This is a genomic window from Tardiphaga sp. GW821-FHT12E02 (assembly GCF_058807155.1).
The window spans coordinates 1886407-1904116 of the sequence record NZ_JBXAQK010000001.1; the positions used below are offsets into that span (position 1 = coordinate 1886407).

Below are 17710 nucleotides of genomic sequence, written 5' to 3' on the forward strand. Positions count from 1 at the left end.
CCTCCCTCAAGCCGCGAAGCGGCGCAGGGGGGAGGGATAAGAAAAAGCCCTCCCTTGCGGGAGGGCTTTCGCGTTTCGGGAGAGTCTCCGGGATTTGCTTACTTCGCCTTCAGAAAGTCGGCAACTTCGAGCAGCACGAATTCGTTGTCGTCGGCCTTGTTCGGATCGCGGCTCGACGAGAACGGCAGGTTGTTGTCGTTGCCGACGATGATATGGGTCGCATCGACCTGATCGACATTCTCGATGGTGAAGAACGGGAAGGCCAGCACGCCGTCATTGAGCGGCTTCTTCGCCAGCTTGTTCGGGTCCTGGATCTTCAAGAGATCGATATAGCCAACCTTGCGGACGGGCTTGCCGACATTGCTGTCGTTCATCTCGATCTTGTAGACGCGCTTCAGCTTCGGCAGGTCCGGAAAGCAGTCGGTGCCGCGCTTGCCGTCGGCGCAGGCCTTGTCCTTGGTGCCTTCGCCGTCGTCACGCTCGATGATCAGGCCGTTGTCGGCGGTGATCATGTTGAAGTCGCCAATGGCATTGCCGTTGGCTTCGAACACATAGTGCCAGAACCGGCCGGTGAACTTCTGGGCGGCGACGTCGAATTCCAGGATGCGCGCGGCTTCCTTGCCGTCGACCTTTTCCCAGTCCTTCTTCTCGGCGTCCCAGATCGGGCCTTCGAGCAGGCCGTACAGGAACTTGCCGTCCTTCGACGCCGCAAAACCTTCATAGCCCTTGGAGCGCTTCAGGTTCACATTGGTGTAGCTGGCGCCCGGTGCGCCCGGCGAGGCGACCTGCCAGTGATCCGGCGAGCGAACCGGCTTGCCGTCGGCCACGGTGTCGAACACTTCAAGCACCTTGCCGGTCTTGTCGGCCTTGATGATGTAGGGGCCGAATTCTTCGCCGAGCCAGAAATTGTCGCCGACGATCTGGAAGCCTTCCGTGTCGACGTCCGAGCCGGTCAGATAGCGCTTCGCGGTGTCTTCATGGACGATGCGGAACGGCACCTTCTTGTCGGGATCGTGCAGGAATACGGTTTCCTGCTTCTCGATCTTGCCGCTCTTCCAGTCGATCTTGTGACGGTTGAGATAGATCATGTAGTCGGGCGAGTTGGCGCGCGAGCCGGCGCCATTGTCGGTCAGCACCCAGAACGAGCCGTCGGGCATGGTCTTGATGCCGGAATGGCCCTGCAGTGGCTGGCCCTGCATCGGGAGCATGATGCCGGTGTCGCGCTCCTTGGACTTGCCCATCACGCTGCCGAGCTTCTCGACGCGCTTGCCGGTGGTGTATTTGCCCGAGGTCTTCAGATCATTCGGCGCATCGGCGGGGGCCTCTACGGTCGAATTGGCCGGTAGCACGGCATGGCCGGCGAGCTTGGCGGGGAATTCACCTTCCGACTGCGCGAAAGCGGTGGAAGACAGCAAGATGAGGGAAGCGACGGAGCAAAGGAACGTGTTGCGCATGGTTTTGTCTCCTCAGGGTGATCACGCGCGGTGTTCTGAAGAGTGGCGGTTACGATCAGGCGACGGTTCCATGAAGGCGGGATGACAGCGGTGGAAATCCCTGCGGCATCCCGTCGCCGTGGCTGCGGGTTAGGCCGGTTGGGGGCTGTCTCATTGGTCGTCCCCGCGTAGGCGGGGACCCATAACCTCCGTCTTCTCATTCTATACTCAGCGCAAACGACTGTGCGCCTTCGCGCTGACCGTGGTTATGGGTCCCCGCCTGCGCGGGGACGACGGGAGAGAAGGGCGTCAATAGCCCTGCACCAGCAGCGGCGACAGATCACTCCATTCAGGATTATCAGCCTCGATCAGCCTGATCTTCCAGTCGCGATTCCACTTTTTTAGTTGTTTTCTCGCGCGATCGCATCGCCGGGACGGTCGTAGCCTTCGACATAGACGAGGCGAAACACCTTGTAGGCTTGCGCGAATTTAGAGCCTTTGCCGGTCTTGTGCTGCGCAAGGCGTCTGGCAGGATTGTTCGTTACACCGATATAGAGCGTGCCGTGTCGAGCGCTGGCGAGGATGTACACGTAATACACCACGGCCCCCTCCACAGTCGTCCCCGCGCAGGCGGGGACCCATAACCACGGTCAGTGCGACGGCGCTCGAAGGCGCGTGCGGGCATTCCTGGACAGGACGGAGGCTATGGGTCCCCGCCTGCGCGGGGACGACGCACCATTACTGCTTCTCGATGCCCGCGCCCTCGATCAGCTTCTGCCATACGACCAACTGATCTTTCAGGAACGCGTCGAACTCTTCCGGTGTTCCGGAGAAAGCTTCCATGCCACGGCCGGCGAGTTCCTTCTGGATGTCGGGGCGCTCGACGATCTTGCGGATCTCGGCATTGAGCTTGACGACGATGTCCTTCGGCAGATTGGCCGGGCCAAGATAGCCCTGCCACGAGGTGACGTCGAACCCCTTCACGCCGGCTTCGTCCATGGTCGGCAGATCGGGCATGATCTTTGAGCGGTACTTCGTCGTGACCGCCAGCGCCTTCAGCGATTTGGCGTTCACATGCGGCAGACCCGTGGGCACGTCGGTGAACATCATGCTGACGCGGCCGGCGATGACGTCGGTCATGGCCGGCGGCGAGCTCTTGTAGGGAACATGCAGCATGTCGATGCCGGCGAGCCGCGCGAAGGTCGCGCCCGAGACGATCGCCGACGAGCTGCCGCTGGCATAGGTGTATTTGCCGGGATTCTTCTTGGCGAGCGCGATCAGTTCTTCCACCGTGTTGGCGGGGATTTCCGGATTGATCACCAGCATGAAGGGCAGGTCGCCGGTGCGCGCGATCGGCGTGAAATCCTTGATGGGATCGTAATTCATCGTCTTGAGCAGATACGGATTGGCCGAATGCGTCGTGTTGGTCGTGACGAACAGCGTGTAGCCATCGGCCGGCGCGCGCGCCACGAAGCTGGCGGCAATGGAGCCGTTGGCGCCGGCCTTGTTGTCGATCACGGTGGTCGTGTTCAGCGCGGTGCCGAGTTCCTTGGCAATCAGGCGGGTGGTCGTGTCTGTTCCGCTGCCGGCGGCGAAGGGCAGTACCAATGTGATCGGTCGGTTCGGGTAATTGGCCGTCTGGGCCATCGCGCCGGTTGCCGCGCCGATCAGCGCAACGGTCATCGTGGTGCGCATGACGCTGCGAAACACTCGAAGTCCGGTCATTCCATTCCTCTCCTGATAACGACCTTGGTGGCCGAGATTGTTGCGAGCAACCTAGCCGAGCCGATCGATCGGAGAAAGAGAAAAGGGCGATTGTAGTTCAGCGCATATGCGCGCGTTCGGTTGCCGGACGTATCAGGCCAGCGCGCATTCGATCGTGTAGACGACACCGGTGGGGAGGAAGTCGGCAGTCGCGCTGCCACCAAGCTGGTCGCGCGCACCGCGTTCGATCAGGCGCGAGCCAAAGCCCTTGCGGGTCGGTGCCGTCACGCGCGGGCCTCCGGATTCGACCCAGGTCATCTGCAGCTTTGGCGGCGATGACTCGGGCAATTGCTTCCAGTCGATGGTGATCTTGCCGCTGTCGCTGGACAGTGCGCCGTATTTGGCGGCATTGGTCGCGATCTCGTGCAGGATCATCGACATCATCACCGCACGCGGCGGCGTCAGCGGCAGTTTGGGGCCGGAGATCGTGATGCGTGGTGTGTTCAGAACGGAATAGGGCTCAAGCACGCGGTTGACGACATCGTGCACTCCGGCACCGGCCCATTTCTCCTGGCTGAGTAGGTCATGCGCTCGCGCCAATGCGCCGAGCCGGCCGTCGAACGTCTCGCGCTCGCTTTTGGAGGCGCTGCGGAATGTCTGGCTGGCGATTGTCTGCAGCACGGCGAGGGTGTTCTTGACGCGGTGATTGAGCTCTTCGACCAGCAAGGCCTGCAGTGTCTCGCCGCGCGCGATGGCGCTTGCCATCCGGAGCGCAAAGGCCACGCCGACCAGCATCAGCAGAATGCCGATGGCAATGGTGATGGCGAGATTGTGTAGCAGCGGAAGGACCAGAGAACTCGTCGGGATGCCTGACGCAACCATCCATCCCGACATCGGCGAGCGCGCGACGGCCGTGATCAGCGGCACGCCTTCGAGCGAAATGGTCTGGAACGTCGCCTCTTGTGCCTTGAACATTTCGGCGAGCAGCGTCGGCGACGCCTTCTTGCCGACAGTCTCCTGCGGATTTGGCACCCGGGCGAAATTGGTGCCCTCCGCATCGAATATCGAAACGGCCCAATCGGCATTGGGGCGCTGCTTTTCGATCATGCTCTGGAACATCGCGGTCGGAAGCATGAAGGAGATGTCGTAGACGACATGGTTATCGATCGTGACCGGGATTTCCACGGTCAGGATTTGCCGGTTGATGCCCGAGCCGACAAAGACGTTCGAGAATACAGGCTTGCCGGTGTCGAATACTTTACGCACCACGTCCATATTGTTCCGTGGCGGCAGTGCGCTCACATCGGTCGTCGTCGTCGAGAACAATTGCCTGCCGTTGCGATCGGCAATGATCATGGCGCCACCGGGCGGATATTGCGCGAGGAAGCCGTCGGCGATCCGGCGGAAGCGCTCGAAATCTCCGCTACGCAGGGAACTGGTCAGTGATACGATGTGCAGGCTGCCGGTGATGCGCTGCATCTCCGCGTCGAGGACGATGCGCAGGCTGCGTGCGGTTTCGAGCACGCGCGTTGCGGCATCTTCACGGTCCTTCTCGTAGCCGCGATAGATGACGACGCTGACGAAGATGATGAGCGGGAGCGTGGAGCCTGCCACGAGCAAAGCCAAACGAACCGGCAATGACAGTTTTCGCACGGTGGGTCCGGAGCTCTCTCTTTGGCGAAGCGGCGTCGATATACTAATGTTATTCGCGAGCCGCCGCCATCCCCCGTTTCTGCGGTCCGATGCCTCAACGACGTGAGGCGATGATCACGCCGGAGATCACGAGCACATAGCCGGCCAGGTGAAATGCTTGCGGCTGTTCGCCGAGAAAGACGATCGCCATCGCCGAGCCGAATACGGGCATCAGGTGCAAAAACGGCGCCGCCCGGTTCGGGCCGATCAATGCGATTCCCCGATTGAAGAACAGATAGGCCAGCGCAGACGGGAAGATGACTGCATAAGCGAGCGCGAGCAACGTCACACGGTCGAAAAACAGCGGCGTACCGGAATTGAGCTCCCACAGGCTGGCCGGGACGCTCATCAGTGCGCCGAAACCGGTGGTTGCTGCGATCAGCGACATCGGATGCGTCACCGGTCGTTTGATCATCAGGGCCGAATAGATGCCGAACACCAGCAGGGCGCCGAACAGCATGGCGTCGCCCTTGTTGATCTCGATGCTGGCAAGTGCCGTCAGATCGCCGCGCAGGATGATGACGAATACGCCGGTCATCGACACCACGATCCCGAGCAACTGCGCCAAGGTCAGCCGGACGCCGAACAGGATCAGCGTCCATAGCGCCACGCAGAGCGGGCCGGAGGACTGGATCAGGAGGCCGTTCAGGGCCTGCGTGTATTGCAGTCCCCAGTAAGCAAGGGCCGTGTTGGCCGCAAAGCCGGTGAATGCCAGCACGAGGACCAGAGGCAGGTGCTTGCGGATGACAGGCCAGTCAGAGCGCAGCGGCACCCATGCGAATGGGAGCAGGAGGAAGAAGGCACCGATCCAGCGCACACAGGACAGCGTCACCGGAGGAACGTGACCGGCGACATAGCGGCCGAGCACGATATTGCCAGCCCAGAACAGCGAGGTCAGGCTGAGCAGGAGATAGGGCTGGTTGGCGAACCAGCTAAGGGGGGAATGCTTTGGCGTGGAGGACATCGGCCCGACGAGATCTGTCCATCCATAGGCGGGCAATTCGGCCACTGGCACAAGTGACGCGGGTGCTTGGCCACCATGCGTCGGTCTGGCTGGTTGAGGTACCTGTGTCGAAAAGGCGCGGACCGAGGCTCTCCTGCTCGGTATCCGAAAACCGCTGGAAAGCAAGATTGATACCATTATACCAATTTCGCTGGGCGAACTTTAACCGATTTCCAACGGCCGGCACCTACGACTGGACGGTGTAGAGCCAAACCTTTTTCAGCCGCAGGACCCCGCCATCCGATCGCGATGGCAGCACTATTGAGTGCGGGACCTGCCACCATTGCAGCGCCAGCCGAGGGGTTTGCGCGCGCGAGGAGATTGCAGATGTCAGTGCCCGCTTCCCAGCCAAAAGCCAATGGTCGCGGCTTCAGTCTCGGCCCCAAGATCATCATGATGTCGGTGGCCGGTATTCTCACCCTCGGCGTTTGCGTGACCTTCGTCGCGAAATACGTGCTCGAACAGGGCGCGACCAAGTCTGCGACCGAGCGTGTGGACACCAATATGCGTGTCGCATGGGATGTGCTGCGCGAGAGCGGCGACAAGTTCAGCATCGCCGACGGCAAGCTGCTCGCCGATGGCAAGCCACTGAACGGCAATTTCGCGGCCGTGGACAAGATCAAGACGCTGGTCGGCGGCACCGCCACGATCTTCATGAACGATACCCGCATCTCGACCAATGTGATGAAGGCCGACGGCACGCGTGCCATCGGCACCCAGCTCGCCAAGGGGCCGGCCTATGAGTCCGTGTTCGATCGCAAGACCGCGTTCCGCGGCGAAGTCGCGATCCTGGGCGAGCCCTATATGACCGTCTATGACCCGATCTTCGATGCCAGCCGCAACGTCATCGGCATTCTCTATGTCGGCATCAAGAAGGTCGATTTCCTTGAGACCGCGCAGGAGACTCTGTGGACCATCGTCTATGCGACGATCGCGGTGATGCTGGTGTCGATCGTGCTCAGCTACTTCATTGCGCGCAGCACCATCGTGCGTCCGCTGAAAGCCAGCATTGCGGCCATGAACACGCTCGCAAAGGGCGACCTCACGGTGGATGTTCCGGCGACGTCGCGCGGCGACGAAATCGGCGAGATCATCACGGCGCTTGCGGTGTTCAAGGCGAACGGCCTCGAAGTCGAGCGCATGAAGGCGGAGCAGGTGGCGATGGAGGCGCGTGCCGCCGAGCAGCGCAAGGCCGACATGATGAAGCTCGCAACCGAATTTGAGGGCGCTGTTGGTCAGATCGTCGAGACCGTGTCGTCTGCCTCGACCGAACTCGAAGCCTCGGCGGGAACGCTGAGTGCCACGTCGGACCATTCGCAGGTGCGCGCGACGGCCGTTGCCGGCGCATCCGAAGAGGCCGCGACCAATGTGCAGTCCGTCGCCGCTGCGACGGAAGAATTGTCGTCGTCGGTGCACGAGATCAGCCGCCAGGTGCAGAGTGCGGCGCGCATCGCCGGTGAAGCCGTCTCGCAGGCCGACAACACCAACAACCGTGTCAGTGAACTGGCCGCCGCCGCCGCCCGCATCGGTGACGTCGTCGAGCTGATCAATACGATTGCCGGGCAGACCAATCTGCTCGCGCTGAACGCCACCATCGAGGCAGCGCGTGCAGGTGAAGCCGGTCGCGGCTTTGCGGTCGTGGCTGCGGAAGTGAAGGCGCTTGCCGAGCAGACCGCCAAGGCGACCGGCGAAATCAGCCTGCAGGTTTCCGGTATCCAGAAGGCCACCGAAGACTCGGTGTCGGCGATCAAGGAGATCTCCACCACCATCGGCCAGATGTCGGAGATCGCTTCGGTGATTGCCGCTGCTGTCGAGGAACAGGGCGCCACGACCCAGGAGATTTCACGCAACGTGCAGCAAGCCGCGGAAGGCACGATGCAAGTGAGCGCGAATATCACCGACGTTCAGCGCGGTGTCGAGGAAGCGGGGTCCGCATCGTCGCATGTGCTGAGCGCCGCACAATCGCTGTCGGGCGAAAGCGCGCGCCTGAAGCGCGAGGTCGGCAATTTCCTGCGCTCGGTCCGCGCAGCTTAAGTCGATTTGTCGTGACGATGCCGTCGGCCCATATGCTGGCGGTATCGTTATGTTGCTTTCAAATAGCACTCGCGACATATCCATACACAGAGTGCGGCGCTTAGGTCACAGCTCTGCCGATTGTGACAATTTTGGAATGGTTCTATTGGCGGACTCGTGCGCGCCCGAATAACCCCGATGCCTGAAATAGCAGATCCAGTGATCGCAGGAGCGGCATGGATCACGGGGGCCCATCTTGAACATCATCCATTTCTCGCGACTTGCACTGTTGTCGTCGGCCGGCGCGCTCAGCATCTTGTCTTTCGATTTGGCGCATGCGCAGTCGAATACGGCGCAGAGCGGCGCGCAGAACCTGCCGCCCGTCGTGGTGAACCAGCCAGCCCAGCGCCGCCGCGCGGCCGCCCAGCGCGCGCCGCGCGCGGCCCGTACCGTGGTCGCGCCGCGTCCGGTCGCTCAGCCGCCACGCAGCAATGTTTTCGTGGAAAGCCCGCGTGGTCCGATTCAGGGCTATGTCGCCAATCGCTCGTCCACCGGCACCAAGACCAATACGCCGATCAACGAAACGCCGCAGTCCATCACCGTGATCGGCGCCGAGCAGATCCGCGATCAGGCGCCGCGCAAGTTCGACGACATCCTGCGCTACGCGCCCGGCGTGTTTTCCGCGACTTTCGGCGCTGACAATCGCAATGACTGGTTCATCATTCGCGGCTTCAAGTCCGATGATAACAGCATGTTCCTCGACGGCATGCAGCTGTTCTACACGTCCTATGCCAGCTGGAAGCTGCAGCCCTTCAACATGGAACGCGTCGAGGTTCTGCGCGGTCCGTCGGCGATTCTTTATGGTGGCTCGAGCCCGAGCGGCATCGTCAATGCAGTCAGCAAGCTGCCGCAGGCCGAGCCGATCCGTTACATCGAGACGGGTGTCGACAATTTCGGTAATGGCTATTTCGGTTTCGACATCAACACGCCGATCAAGCTGGCGCCGGGCAATGGCGAGCTCTACACGCGCATTGTCGGCCAGTTGCAGAATGGCGGCACGCAGACCGATTTCACGCCGAACAACAACTATTTCATCGCACCGTCGCTCACCTGGAAGCCGGATGCTGACACGACGCTGACAATTCTTGGCTCGGCGTCCTACAATGAAACACGCGCAGCGCAGTTCTTGCCGTATCTCGGCACGGTCACGAATGCCCCGTTCGGTCGCATCCCGACCAGCTTCTTTGGTGGTGAGCCGAATTTCGACAAGTTCAAGCGCGAGCAGGAGATGCTCGGCTATCAGTTCGAGCGCCATTTGTCGGACAACATCACCTTCCGTCAGAATGCGCGTTATGCCCATGTCGATGTGAACTATGCGGGCATCACCGGCGGCTATCCCTATGCCAATGCCACGACCGGTGACTTCCAGCGCTATCCGTTCGTGACGCGCGGAATTGCTGACCAGGCGCAGATGGACAACCAGCTCGAATATCGCTTCACCACTGGCATTCTGAGCCACACGGCGCTGTTCGGGCTCGATTTGAAGCACTATTCGATCGGCGATACGCAGGCATTTGGTGGGACGATCACGCCGATCAATGTGCTGAATCCGGTCTATACCGGCGCCGCCCCTCTGACGGCTGCACCCTATCGCGACACCACGCTGACCCAAAGGCAGGCTGGTGTCTATCTGCAGGACCAGATCAAGCTTGATCGCTTTACGCTGGTGCTCTCGGGCCGCAATGACTGGGTCGATACCAACGAGACTGCCTCGGGACTCTCGCGCGATGTCAGCAAGTTCAGTGGTCGTGCCGGCTTGATCTACAATTTCGATAACGGGCTTGCGCCTTACATCTCGTATGCGACCAGCTTCAATCCGGTCATCGGTCTCGACGGCTCTAACCAACTGCTGTTGCCTGAAACCGGCCAGCAGACGGAAGTCGGCGTCAAGTTCCAGCCAGTCGGCTTCAATGGTCACTTCGGCTTCGCCTATTTCGACCTGAAGCGTCAGAACGCACTGACCACGGATCCCGCCAATATCCTGATCCCCACCCAGAGTGGTGAAGTCACTTCGCGTGGTCTGGAACTCGAGGCCGTTGCCAATCTGGCACCGGGTTTCAAGGTGGTGGGCTCGTTCACGACCTACAATCTGTTCGTCAGCAAGGACTTCAACCCTGCGCTGATCGGCAAGACCCCGACCAACACGCCGCAGCAAATGGCATCGGGCTGGGCTGACTACACATTCCAGGATGGCGTCCTGCGTGGTTTCGGTTTTGGTGGTGGCGTGCGCTATGTCGGCGGTTCTTTCGCGGACCAGGCCAATACGCTGGTGGTGCCGTCGCGCGTGCTGGCCGATCTGTCGGTGCATTACGACTGGCAGAACTGGCGCTTTGCGGTCAACGCCAACAACGTTACGGACGAAATCTATGTGGCGAGCTGTGCTGCGGAAAATTCCTGCTTCTACGGTGATCGCCGCCGTGTCGTCGGCAGCATCGGCTACAAGTGGTAAGCTGACCTGACATTGGCGGCGGGACGCTCTGCTTACCGCTCTTCCCGCCGCTGTCGCGTTTCTGGTCAATCTCGTTTATGTCGTCTCCGGTCGTCGGAGGCGACATTTGCATTTTCTGCGCTTGAGGGAGCGATCCGTTGAAAGCACGAACGGCCCGCGTCTGGTCGGTGATCCACACCTGGACCAGTCTGATCTCAACCGTCTTTCTGCTGCTGCTCTGTCTCACGGGGCTGCCGCTGATCTTCCATCATGAGATCGACGACGTGCTCGGTTATTCGCCACAGCCGGATGTGCGCCCGGCCGGCGCGGCGAAGCTCAGCCTCGACGACATCGGCCGCGCTGCGCTGGCCGATCATCCCGGCAATGTCATGCTCTATATGGGCTGGGACAAGGACGAGCCGTGGATGGTTTCGACCTTCACCAACAAGACGGTGACGTCGGATCCGCAGACAACGGTGGTCAAGGCCCTCGATGCCTATACGGCCAAGCCCGTGGGCCTGCTCGGCACCGGCCCCATGCTCGTGATGCTGCGGCTGCATACCGATATGTATCTCGGCCTGCCCGGCAAATGGTTCATGGGGCTGATGGGCTTCGTGTTCATGGTCGCCATTGTGTCAGGCGTGGTGCTGTATTGGCCATTCACCCGGCGGCTGAATTTCGCAGCGATCCGAAAGCAGAAGTCACGGCGGGTCTGGTGGCTCGACTGGCACAACCTGCTGGGTGTCGTCACCGTCGTCTGGGCACTGGTCGTGGGTGGCACCGGCGTTCTCAACGCCTATGCCGAATTGCTGCTCGGCGTCTGGCAACGCAACGAACTCACCGCCATTGCCGCGCCCTATGCGGGGCAGCCGACACCGACGAAGCTGGCGTCTCTGGATGCCGTGGTCCGCAACGCCATGACGGCGACGCCGGGCATGGAGCCGGCCTTCATTGCATTTCCGGGAACGCCCTTCACGTCGACGCATCACTTCGCAGTGTTCCTGCGCGGCGACACGCCGCTGACGTCGCGGCTAGTGAAGCCGGTGCTGCTCGATGGCGAGACCGGAACAGTGTCCAGCACCAGCGACCTGCCACTTTATTTGAAAGCGGTGCTGGTCTCGCAACCGCTGCATTTCGGTGACTATGGCGGCATGCCGCTGAAGATCATCTGGGCGCTGCTGACCGTGTTCACGATGATCGTGCTTGGGAGCGGACTCTATCTCTATATCGCGCGCCGTCGGAAGCAGCGACGGCCGGCGCGTGTTGCTCCAAATGCAGCAGCCATCGCACAGGCCTCGTCATGAGCGAGCCGGTGTCCTCGCAGCGCCCGCCATGGCTGCGCGTATTCGGTGCGCCGATCGTGATCGGCGTGCTCTCGCTGGTGGGGCTCCTGTCGGCGCTGCTCGCCGGCGATCTCGGCCGCTATTTCTCGTGGTTCGGCGTCGGCCTGCCGATCGCCATCGCCGCCTGGGCTTATTGGCGAAAGGGCTAAGCCGCACTGTTTACCAGCGCGGAGTCCAGCCGTTATTGTTCCAGTCATTGTGCTGTTCGCGATACTGGCGCCCCTTGCGGCGCGACTCGCGCTGCTCTCCGAACGCGATGAACGGGTTACGCATGCAGTCGCCGCGCTGGCCGCTGACGGTGGCCATGCATTGCGGGTAGGACGTGAAGGCGCAGTCCGGATTGAATCCGGTGGCCGAGGTGCGCGAGCACCATGGATAGTCGCGGGCTTCGGCGGAGGTCACGCCAATGCTGCTGAGGCCGCCTGCGGCGACGAGAAATGCGGTAGCGGCGAGGATTGCGCGCATGTCGATGCTCCCTTCGAGGTTCGACGACAACAATGCGAAGCCTATATCGGTGTTCCCGGACCACCCAGCGGTTCATTGCCGCGATGCCAGCAGTGTGATGCGCTTCAATCCGTCAATGTGGCGGTCGTCGCATCCAGTGCGGTCCGTGCTACGTCCGGAGCGATCTCGATCTGCAGCCCGCGCTGGCCGCCATTCAGATAGACGGTGGTCTCGGCCAGTGCGGCCTGTTCAATTGCCGTGGGCACACGCTTCTTCTGCCCGAATGGGCTGATGCCGCCCACATGGTATCCAGTGATGCGCTCGGCGTCGGCCGGCTTCATCATCTTGGCTGACTTGCCGCGAAAAGCCGCGGCAAGCTTCTTCATGCTCACTTCCTTGTCCGACGGCACCACCACGCAAACCGGCTTGCCGTCGACATCCGCCATCAGCGTCTTGAGCATGCGTTGCGGCGCGATGCCGAGCGCTTCCGCCGCCTGCAGCCCGATGCTCTCGGCATCGGGATCGTAGTCATAGGTATGCAGCGTGAAGGTGGCACCCAGTTTTGTGAGGGTCTGGGTGGCGCGGGTGGACTTGGACATCGGAAGCTCGTTGAAAGATCACACGACCTCGGTGACCGGCTGCATGTCGATAGCAAAGGTTTCGAGAAATTTCGAGGTCATGATGTAGAAGCCGACAGACAGCTGCAACTCCACCAGCGCACCCGGCGTAAGCCTGGCTGCGATCGCCTGGAAGGTCGCGTCGGAGGGCCGGTGCAGTTTCACGATCTCGTCTGTGAAGGCGAGCGCCGCGCGTTGAGTATCGTCGAAGCAGGTTGCGCTTTCCCAGTCGTCGAGGGCTGCATTCTGCTCGTCGCTGACGCCGACATAACCGCCGATCCGCTTGTGTGCGGCCACTTCGTACGGAGCTTCGCAGAGGATGCCCGTGCGCGTGATCGCAAGTTCGCGGATCACGGGATCGAGCTCGCCTTTGTTACGGATCGCGCCGCCAAGCCGGCAATATTGCTCAAGATAGCTCGGCGAATGCGCCATCATGCGGAAGATGTTGGCATTGCGGTTCTTGCCGAGCAGTTCGCGCGTGCGTTCGCTGGCGGTTGCGGGATCGCTGTAGTCGATGCGGGCCATACTGGTTCCTCGGGTCTGTTTCTTGTTCTTGGTGCGTGGGCTGCGGATCAGTCGCGCGATCCGTCTTTTGCGTAATTCATCATCCGCTGACCCGGCAATAGCTCGTAGGCCGGTTTATAGCCCGGCAACTTCGCCATGCGGTCCAGCCATCCGCGGATGGCCGGATGGCTCACCGCGAAGTCGAAGCCGTGTTCGTCAGCAGGAAAATGCAGATAGGCCATCATCGAGATGTCGGCGACGCTCGGCTTGGCGCCGATCGCGAAGGCATTGCTTTGCAGATGGGTGTCGAGAATGCCGAGAAAATCGCCGAGCCGCCTGCGAAAATAGGTCTGCACATGCGGGTCGACAGTCGGCATGAACGCGCGCTGGAAGCGATAGGTTGCCATATAGCCGGTGAGCTTGTGGTTGTCCCAGAACAGCCAGCGCAGGATCTCGAACCGTTCCGCATCGCTGTCGCCGCCGAACTGGCCGAATTGTTGCGCGAGCTGCAGCAGGATCGGCGCCGTTTGCGTCAGCTTCTCGCCGTCCACTTCGAGCACCGGAATCTCGCCCATCGGATTGACCGCGGCGCGCCATTCCTTGCTCCGCGTCACGCCGCCGTTGAAGTCCGTCCATACCGGTTCGAACGATTGCCCACACAGCGTGAGCATCAGCGCGAGTTTGAAACTGTTTCCGGATTCCGGAAAATAGTGCAGGCGGTAGGTTGGCATCGCGCGTGTCCTTCCAGTGTTGGTATTTTCGCCTATGATCGCAGGTTCAGGCGCTGATTGCCAATCGCAGCTTTGCCGCCACGAAGAAGGTGTGCCATGTCCGACTATGTGACCGTCGATGTTTTCACCGATACGCCATTCGGCGGCAATCCGCTCGCAGTGTTTCTGGATGCACGGGGGATTGCTGAGGCTGACCTCCAGAAGATTGCGCGCGAATTCAATTACTCCGAAACGACGTTCGTCTTTCCGCCTGACGACCCCGCTCACACCGCACGCGTCCGCATCTTCACGCCGACGGATGAAATCCCGTTTGCGGGGCACCCGAATGTCGGCACGGCTTTTGTGCTGGGAGGTCGCGGCGAGATCTTCGGCAAGCCGGTTGGCGCGCAGATGATCTTTAAGGAGAAGGCCGGCCTCGTTCATCTCGATCTCATGCGGGAGGATGGCCGCACGGTCGGCGCGGGCTTTGTCGCGCCGCAAGCGCTGGCAATCGGCAAGGTGGTTGCATTGGATGCCATGGCGGCATGTCTGTCGCTTCAGCCCAGCGCCATTGTCGTCGATGCGCATGAGCCATGCATCGTATCGGTCGGCTTGCCATTTGCGGTCGCCGAACTGGCCGGTCTCGACGCGCTGGCTGCTGCAAGCCCCGATATGGCGGCATTCACGCTGGCTGGGCGCGCCTATTGGCACCGCGATGATCGCTTCGCCACCTTCGCTTATGTCCGGACGGGCAAGGGTATCGAGCATTTGCGTGCCCGGATGTTTGCGCCGCTCAGCAATATCCCGGAAGATCCCGCGACAGGCAGTGCCTGTGCGGCACTTGCGGCCTATCTCTGCAGCCTCGACACGCGGGCTGACATGACGGCAAACATTGTCATTGAGCAGGGGATCGAGATGGGGCGGCCGAGCAGGATCGAGATCGACGTCGAGAAGCGCGGCGGAGAGGTGGAGCGTGTCCGTATCGCAGGTCGCTGTGTTCCTCTCATGCAGGGACGTCTTGCGATTCCTGCTTAGCAAGATGCGCAGACGTGCATCCAGTCTAGGAGCGGCCCGTCTGTCCAGGTTCGCTTTGCCAGAACCATACGTTGACGCCTGTGCGCCGACCGCGGATTTTGACCAGAGTAGGCCCGGATAGTATGCCCGTGTTCCGGATGGACGAATGATCGCCGGCCTTGCAGAGCAGGCTGTCGGTCATGGCAACGTGGGCGCCATGGCTCGCGGCGACTTCCATCAGGCGGCTCGCGATATTCACGGTATCGCCGGTTGCGGTGATGTGCTGGTAGCTGTCGCCGCCGAGCCGCGAGGCGACGATCTCACCAAAATGCGCACCAATCTTGAAGCCGGTCTTGGCGGATATCGACGCGGGCAGCGTTTCGAGCCATCGCTCGGCGCCACGCGTCAGATCGATGCAGCACTGCACGGCGCGTGCAGCGTCGTCATCGGCCGGCTGTGGTAATCCGAACAGGATCATCGCCCCGTCGCCCATGAAGTTGATGACGAGACCGCCATGGGCGACCGTCACGTCGTCGATCAATGCGTGAAACGATTTGAGCATCTCGCGCATCATGTGCGGATCGGTGGTCTCGCTCAGGGTCGTGAAGCTGGACAGATCGATGAAGATGACCGCGGCGTCCTGATGACGTGGATGCAGCAGAAAATCTGGATAGGCCAGGATCCAGTCGCGCAGACGCGGCGCGTGGAATTGGCGCATCAATGCGCTACGGGCATCCAGATCGGCTGCGTGTTTTCGGCCGATCCAGATCTGCAGGGCGCCGAAGGCAATCGTCGGTGGTCCGGCGGCAACCAGCGGCAAGGCGGCACTCATCCAGATGCCATGGGCATAGGCGATGGTATTCAGTATCGCCCATAGCGACACGACCGCAACAATGGCCAGCAGTCCGGCGGCATTGCGCCGCCATGCCAGCAATGCGACGCACAACATGGCAAGTGCGATGGCAAAGCCGGCGTCGAACAGGCGGATGGTCGCGTTGCGGATCAGTGTGTCTTTTGCCAGCAGATGCGTGATCGCCGTCGATAGCACTTCGACACCTGGCATAGCCGGGTCGAATGGCGTCGAAAAAGTGTCTCCACCGCCCGTCACGGTGACACCGAGTACGACAACGCGGCCTTCGATGTCGGACGACGTGATATCCCCCGCCACTACGCGTGACGCACCGATGGTCCGGATGGTGCCGCGCGGGCCGTAATAGGACATCGGCAGCAGGTGGCCGACATCGGTCGGCACGCCACGGCCGGCCAACCTGAACGTGTTGTTGTCGATGACCAGTTCATCATCGGATGCCGCGCTGGCCACGCGCAACGGCATCGACAGCATGATCCGGTCGGCGGAGTGGATCAGCATGGGCATCGCGCGCGGCGCGCCGCTGCTATCGGTGTTGAGGTTGACGATGCCGACCTCGGCCTGATCGGCAAACTGCTTTCGCGGCATCAGAAAATCCGACGCAATCGGGAGTTCGGCGAATGGACCGCCGTCCTTGCTCCCAACCGCCTGCCGGGTTTCGTTGAACGTCGCAGCTGCAGCGATCACAGACTTGGTCGTGCCGAGTGCCCTCGCTAGCGCTTCATCGTCCTGTGCCGGTCCGGCATCGATGAGCAGGACATCGAGGGCGAGCACTTTCGGTTTGTATCTGGCAATCTCCTCGACAAGTCGCGCCAGCGTCGCGCGGGGCAACGGGTAATGGCCTTGCTCGCGCACGACCTGATCGTCGATGGCAATGATGGTGACGAGATCCGGCGGTGCCTTGGGGCCGCGGATCTGCGTGCGCAGGTCGGTGAAGGTGGCCTCGATGCGATCAATGAAGCCGATGTCAGTCGAACCGTGCCCGAGCGTGAGCGCTGCAGCCCAGAGGCCGGCCACAACGACCGTCACCGGTGTCCATAGCCCGTGGCCTTTGATCATCAGCGTCAACGTCCGAGACGAGCCATCAGCGCGGCCACGCGCGCATCTGGCCACCGGCGAACCACGAGCGGCGTAGCCGTAGTGTCGACATCGACGCCGTCTCCGGGTCTGAGGGTGACGCTGCCCGGTTGCGCAGGCCGGCGGACGCCGACGCGCCCGGCCTGGACGAAGACGGAGGTCTTGTTGCCCTCGGCATCTACGGCCCATTCTGTCCCCCGCACGGCGGCAATCGCCTGCGGGGTCAGCACTTCGAAGCGACGTCCGCCCTTTTGTTTGGGTACGTTGACCAGCACCGCCTTGCTCTGCAGATCGACGGCATCGACGCGGCCATTGCGGTCACGGTCCAGCAAGGTGAACTGCGCGCCGCTTTCCACCACGATGGTGATGCCGCCATTGCAGGTCAGGGTCTGAGTCAGGGCAGGTGACGGTGATGCGGTGCAGCCGAAATTAGCCGGTTGCGCCACAGCCTCCCCAAGGCACGCAATAACGGCTGCGAGGGTCACAATGGATGCCCGGGTGAAAACGTTCATGGGACGGCTCCTGAAAGATGATGCGTGTACGTGCATCGATGGCTTTCTCTCAACGTGCGCGAGAGTTTGGCGGCGGTAGCCATATAGGGTGTGTGTTTTGCAGTGCGATAGAGCGCATAAGCCAGATCAAGCCAGCTCACGCTTAAGTGAGAATGCGACCCATTCGCAATCTTGCCGGACGTCGCCAGAATGTCGCCGTATTCTCTGAAATTTTCAGGGGATATCAAAGGTTTGCCGACGCTTGACGTGAGCGTTTTTCCGGCCCTTGCGCTTGTCTTCACCGCCTTC

The 17710-nt window shown here is 61.5% G+C and carries 15 protein-coding genes and 1 pseudogene; 5 read left to right on the forward strand and 11 right to left on the reverse strand.

Going from position 1 to position 17710, the window contains the following annotated elements:
* Nucleotides 1–98: 98 nt before the first annotated feature.
* The 5 genes and pseudogenes from AC1RQ5_RS08915 to AC1RQ5_RS08935 all read right to left on the reverse strand — a co-directional run bounded on the left by AC1RQ5_RS08915 (nucleotide 99) and on the right by AC1RQ5_RS08935 (nucleotide 5793).
* A complete protein-coding gene (locus AC1RQ5_RS08915; protein ID WP_493198326.1) occupies nucleotides 99–1454 on the reverse strand; it encodes an esterase-like activity of phytase family protein in 1356 nt (451 codons plus the stop codon).
* A 288-nt stretch (nucleotides 1455–1742) separates the two neighbouring features.
* A pseudogene (locus tag AC1RQ5_RS08920) lies at nucleotides 1743–2032 on the reverse strand (GIY-YIG nuclease family protein).
* A gap of 139 nt (nucleotides 2033–2171) precedes the next feature.
* The gene (locus AC1RQ5_RS08925; RefSeq protein ID WP_493203363.1) at nucleotides 2172–3080 is read right to left on the reverse strand and encodes a Bug family tripartite tricarboxylate transporter substrate binding protein; all 909 of its coding nucleotides are present in this window, start codon (nucleotides 3078–3080) and stop codon (nucleotides 2172–2174) included.
* Nucleotides 3081–3290: 210 nt separating this feature from the next.
* Complete coding sequence (locus AC1RQ5_RS08930; protein WP_493198327.1) at nucleotides 3291–4790, reverse strand: sensor histidine kinase; 1500 nt, start codon at nucleotides 4788–4790, stop codon at nucleotides 3291–3293.
* A gap of 94 nt (nucleotides 4791–4884) precedes the next feature.
* Nucleotides 4885–5793 (reverse strand): DMT family transporter, encoded by a 909-nt coding sequence (locus AC1RQ5_RS08935; RefSeq protein WP_493203365.1) that lies wholly within the window; start codon nucleotides 5791–5793, stop codon nucleotides 4885–4887.
* A 366-nt stretch (nucleotides 5794–6159) separates the two neighbouring features.
* Here AC1RQ5_RS08935 and AC1RQ5_RS08940 point away from each other — a divergent pair, with 366 nt between their 5' ends.
* The 4 genes from AC1RQ5_RS08940 (at nucleotide 6160) to AC1RQ5_RS08955 (ending at nucleotide 11825) form a co-directional block, all read left to right on the forward strand.
* Complete coding sequence (locus tag AC1RQ5_RS08940; RefSeq protein ID WP_493198329.1) at nucleotides 6160–7866, forward strand: methyl-accepting chemotaxis protein; 1707 nt, start codon at nucleotides 6160–6162, stop codon at nucleotides 7864–7866.
* Between the two features lie 235 nt (nucleotides 7867–8101).
* Nucleotides 8102–10354, forward strand: a complete 2253-nt coding sequence (locus AC1RQ5_RS08945; protein ID WP_493198331.1) for a TonB-dependent siderophore receptor — start codon at nucleotides 8102–8104, stop codon at nucleotides 10352–10354.
* Between the two features lie 137 nt (nucleotides 10355–10491).
* Nucleotides 10492–11637 carry a PepSY-associated TM helix domain-containing protein gene (locus AC1RQ5_RS08950; RefSeq protein WP_493198333.1) on the forward strand — a complete coding sequence of 382 codons (1146 nt, stop codon included), beginning with the start codon at nucleotides 10492–10494 and terminating at the stop codon, nucleotides 11635–11637.
* Nucleotides 11634–11825: a hypothetical protein gene (locus tag AC1RQ5_RS08955; protein WP_398479453.1), complete on the forward strand. Its 192-nt coding sequence runs from the start codon at nucleotides 11634–11636 to the stop codon at nucleotides 11823–11825. Before AC1RQ5_RS08950 ends, AC1RQ5_RS08955 begins: the two co-directional genes overlap by 4 nt.
* A gap of 10 nt (nucleotides 11826–11835) precedes the next feature.
* Here the strand turns inward: AC1RQ5_RS08955 and AC1RQ5_RS08960 are convergent, their stop codons facing one another.
* The 4 genes from AC1RQ5_RS08960 to AC1RQ5_RS08975 all read right to left on the reverse strand — a co-directional run bounded on the left by AC1RQ5_RS08960 (nucleotide 11836) and on the right by AC1RQ5_RS08975 (nucleotide 13972).
* Nucleotides 11836–12141, reverse strand: a complete 306-nt coding sequence (locus AC1RQ5_RS08960) for a DUF3551 domain-containing protein (protein ID WP_493198335.1) — start codon at nucleotides 12139–12141, stop codon at nucleotides 11836–11838.
* A gap of 104 nt (nucleotides 12142–12245) precedes the next feature.
* Nucleotides 12246–12719 carry a Cys-tRNA(Pro) deacylase gene (gene ybaK, locus AC1RQ5_RS08965; RefSeq protein WP_493198337.1) on the reverse strand — a complete coding sequence of 158 codons (474 nt, stop codon included), beginning with the start codon at nucleotides 12717–12719 and terminating at the stop codon, nucleotides 12246–12248.
* 18 nt (nucleotides 12720–12737) lie between these two features.
* On the reverse strand, nucleotides 12738–13262 hold the full coding sequence (locus tag AC1RQ5_RS08970) for a carboxymuconolactone decarboxylase family protein (RefSeq protein ID WP_398479447.1): 525 nt from the start codon (nucleotides 13260–13262) through the stop codon (nucleotides 12738–12740).
* Nucleotides 13263–13309: 47 nt separating this feature from the next.
* The gene (locus AC1RQ5_RS08975) at nucleotides 13310–13972 is read right to left on the reverse strand and encodes a glutathione S-transferase family protein (RefSeq protein WP_493198339.1); all 663 of its coding nucleotides are present in this window, start codon (nucleotides 13970–13972) and stop codon (nucleotides 13310–13312) included.
* 96 nt (nucleotides 13973–14068) lie between these two features.
* Between AC1RQ5_RS08975 and AC1RQ5_RS08980 the strand changes: the two genes are divergently transcribed.
* A complete protein-coding gene (locus tag AC1RQ5_RS08980) occupies nucleotides 14069–14986 on the forward strand; it encodes a PhzF family phenazine biosynthesis protein (RefSeq protein ID WP_493198341.1) in 918 nt (305 codons plus the stop codon).
* Between the two features lie 25 nt (nucleotides 14987–15011).
* Here the strand turns inward: AC1RQ5_RS08980 and AC1RQ5_RS08985 are convergent, their stop codons facing one another.
* Nucleotides 15012–16892, reverse strand: a complete 1881-nt coding sequence (locus AC1RQ5_RS08985; RefSeq protein ID WP_493198343.1) for a CHASE2 domain-containing protein — start codon at nucleotides 16890–16892, stop codon at nucleotides 15012–15014.
* 5 nt (nucleotides 16893–16897) lie between these two features.
* Entirely contained in the window at nucleotides 16898–17422 is a 525-nt protein-coding gene (locus AC1RQ5_RS08990) for a FecR domain-containing protein (protein ID WP_493198345.1), read from the reverse strand.
* Nucleotides 17423–17710 lie beyond the last annotated feature (288 nt).

Excerpts from the sequence above, each read along its gene's own strand:
- AC1RQ5_RS08915 (WP_493198326.1), bottom strand. The coding sequence starts at position 1,454 with ATGCGCAACACGTTCCTTTGCTCCGTCGCTTCCCTCATCTTGCTGTCT.
- AC1RQ5_RS08925 (WP_493203363.1), bottom strand. The coding sequence starts at position 3,080 with ATGGCCCAGACGGCCAATTACCCGAACCGACCGATCACATTGGTACTG.
- AC1RQ5_RS08935 (WP_493203365.1), bottom strand. The coding sequence starts at position 5,793 with ATGTCCTCCACGCCAAAGCATTCCCCCCTTAGCTGGTTCGCCAACCAG.
- AC1RQ5_RS08940 (WP_493198329.1), top strand. The coding sequence starts at position 6,160 with ATGTCAGTGCCCGCTTCCCAGCCAAAAGCCAATGGTCGCGGCTTCAGT.
- AC1RQ5_RS08955 (WP_398479453.1), top strand. The coding sequence starts at position 11,634 with ATGAGCGAGCCGGTGTCCTCGCAGCGCCCGCCATGGCTGCGCGTATTC.
- AC1RQ5_RS08960 (WP_493198335.1), bottom strand. The coding sequence starts at position 12,141 with ATGCGCGCAATCCTCGCCGCTACCGCATTTCTCGTCGCCGCAGGCGGC.
- ybaK (WP_493198337.1), bottom strand. The coding sequence starts at position 12,719 with ATGTCCAAGTCCACCCGCGCCACCCAGACCCTCACAAAACTGGGTGCC.
- AC1RQ5_RS08970 (WP_398479447.1), bottom strand. The coding sequence starts at position 13,262 with ATGGCCCGCATCGACTACAGCGATCCCGCAACCGCCAGCGAACGCACG.
- AC1RQ5_RS08975 (WP_493198339.1), bottom strand. The coding sequence starts at position 13,972 with ATGCCAACCTACCGCCTGCACTATTTTCCGGAATCCGGAAACAGTTTC.
- AC1RQ5_RS08980 (WP_493198341.1), top strand. The coding sequence starts at position 14,069 with ATGTCCGACTATGTGACCGTCGATGTTTTCACCGATACGCCATTCGGC.
- AC1RQ5_RS08985 (WP_493198343.1), bottom strand. The coding sequence starts at position 16,892 with ATGATCAAAGGCCACGGGCTATGGACACCGGTGACGGTCGTTGTGGCC.
- AC1RQ5_RS08990 (WP_493198345.1), bottom strand. The coding sequence starts at position 17,422 with ATGAACGTTTTCACCCGGGCATCCATTGTGACCCTCGCAGCCGTTATT.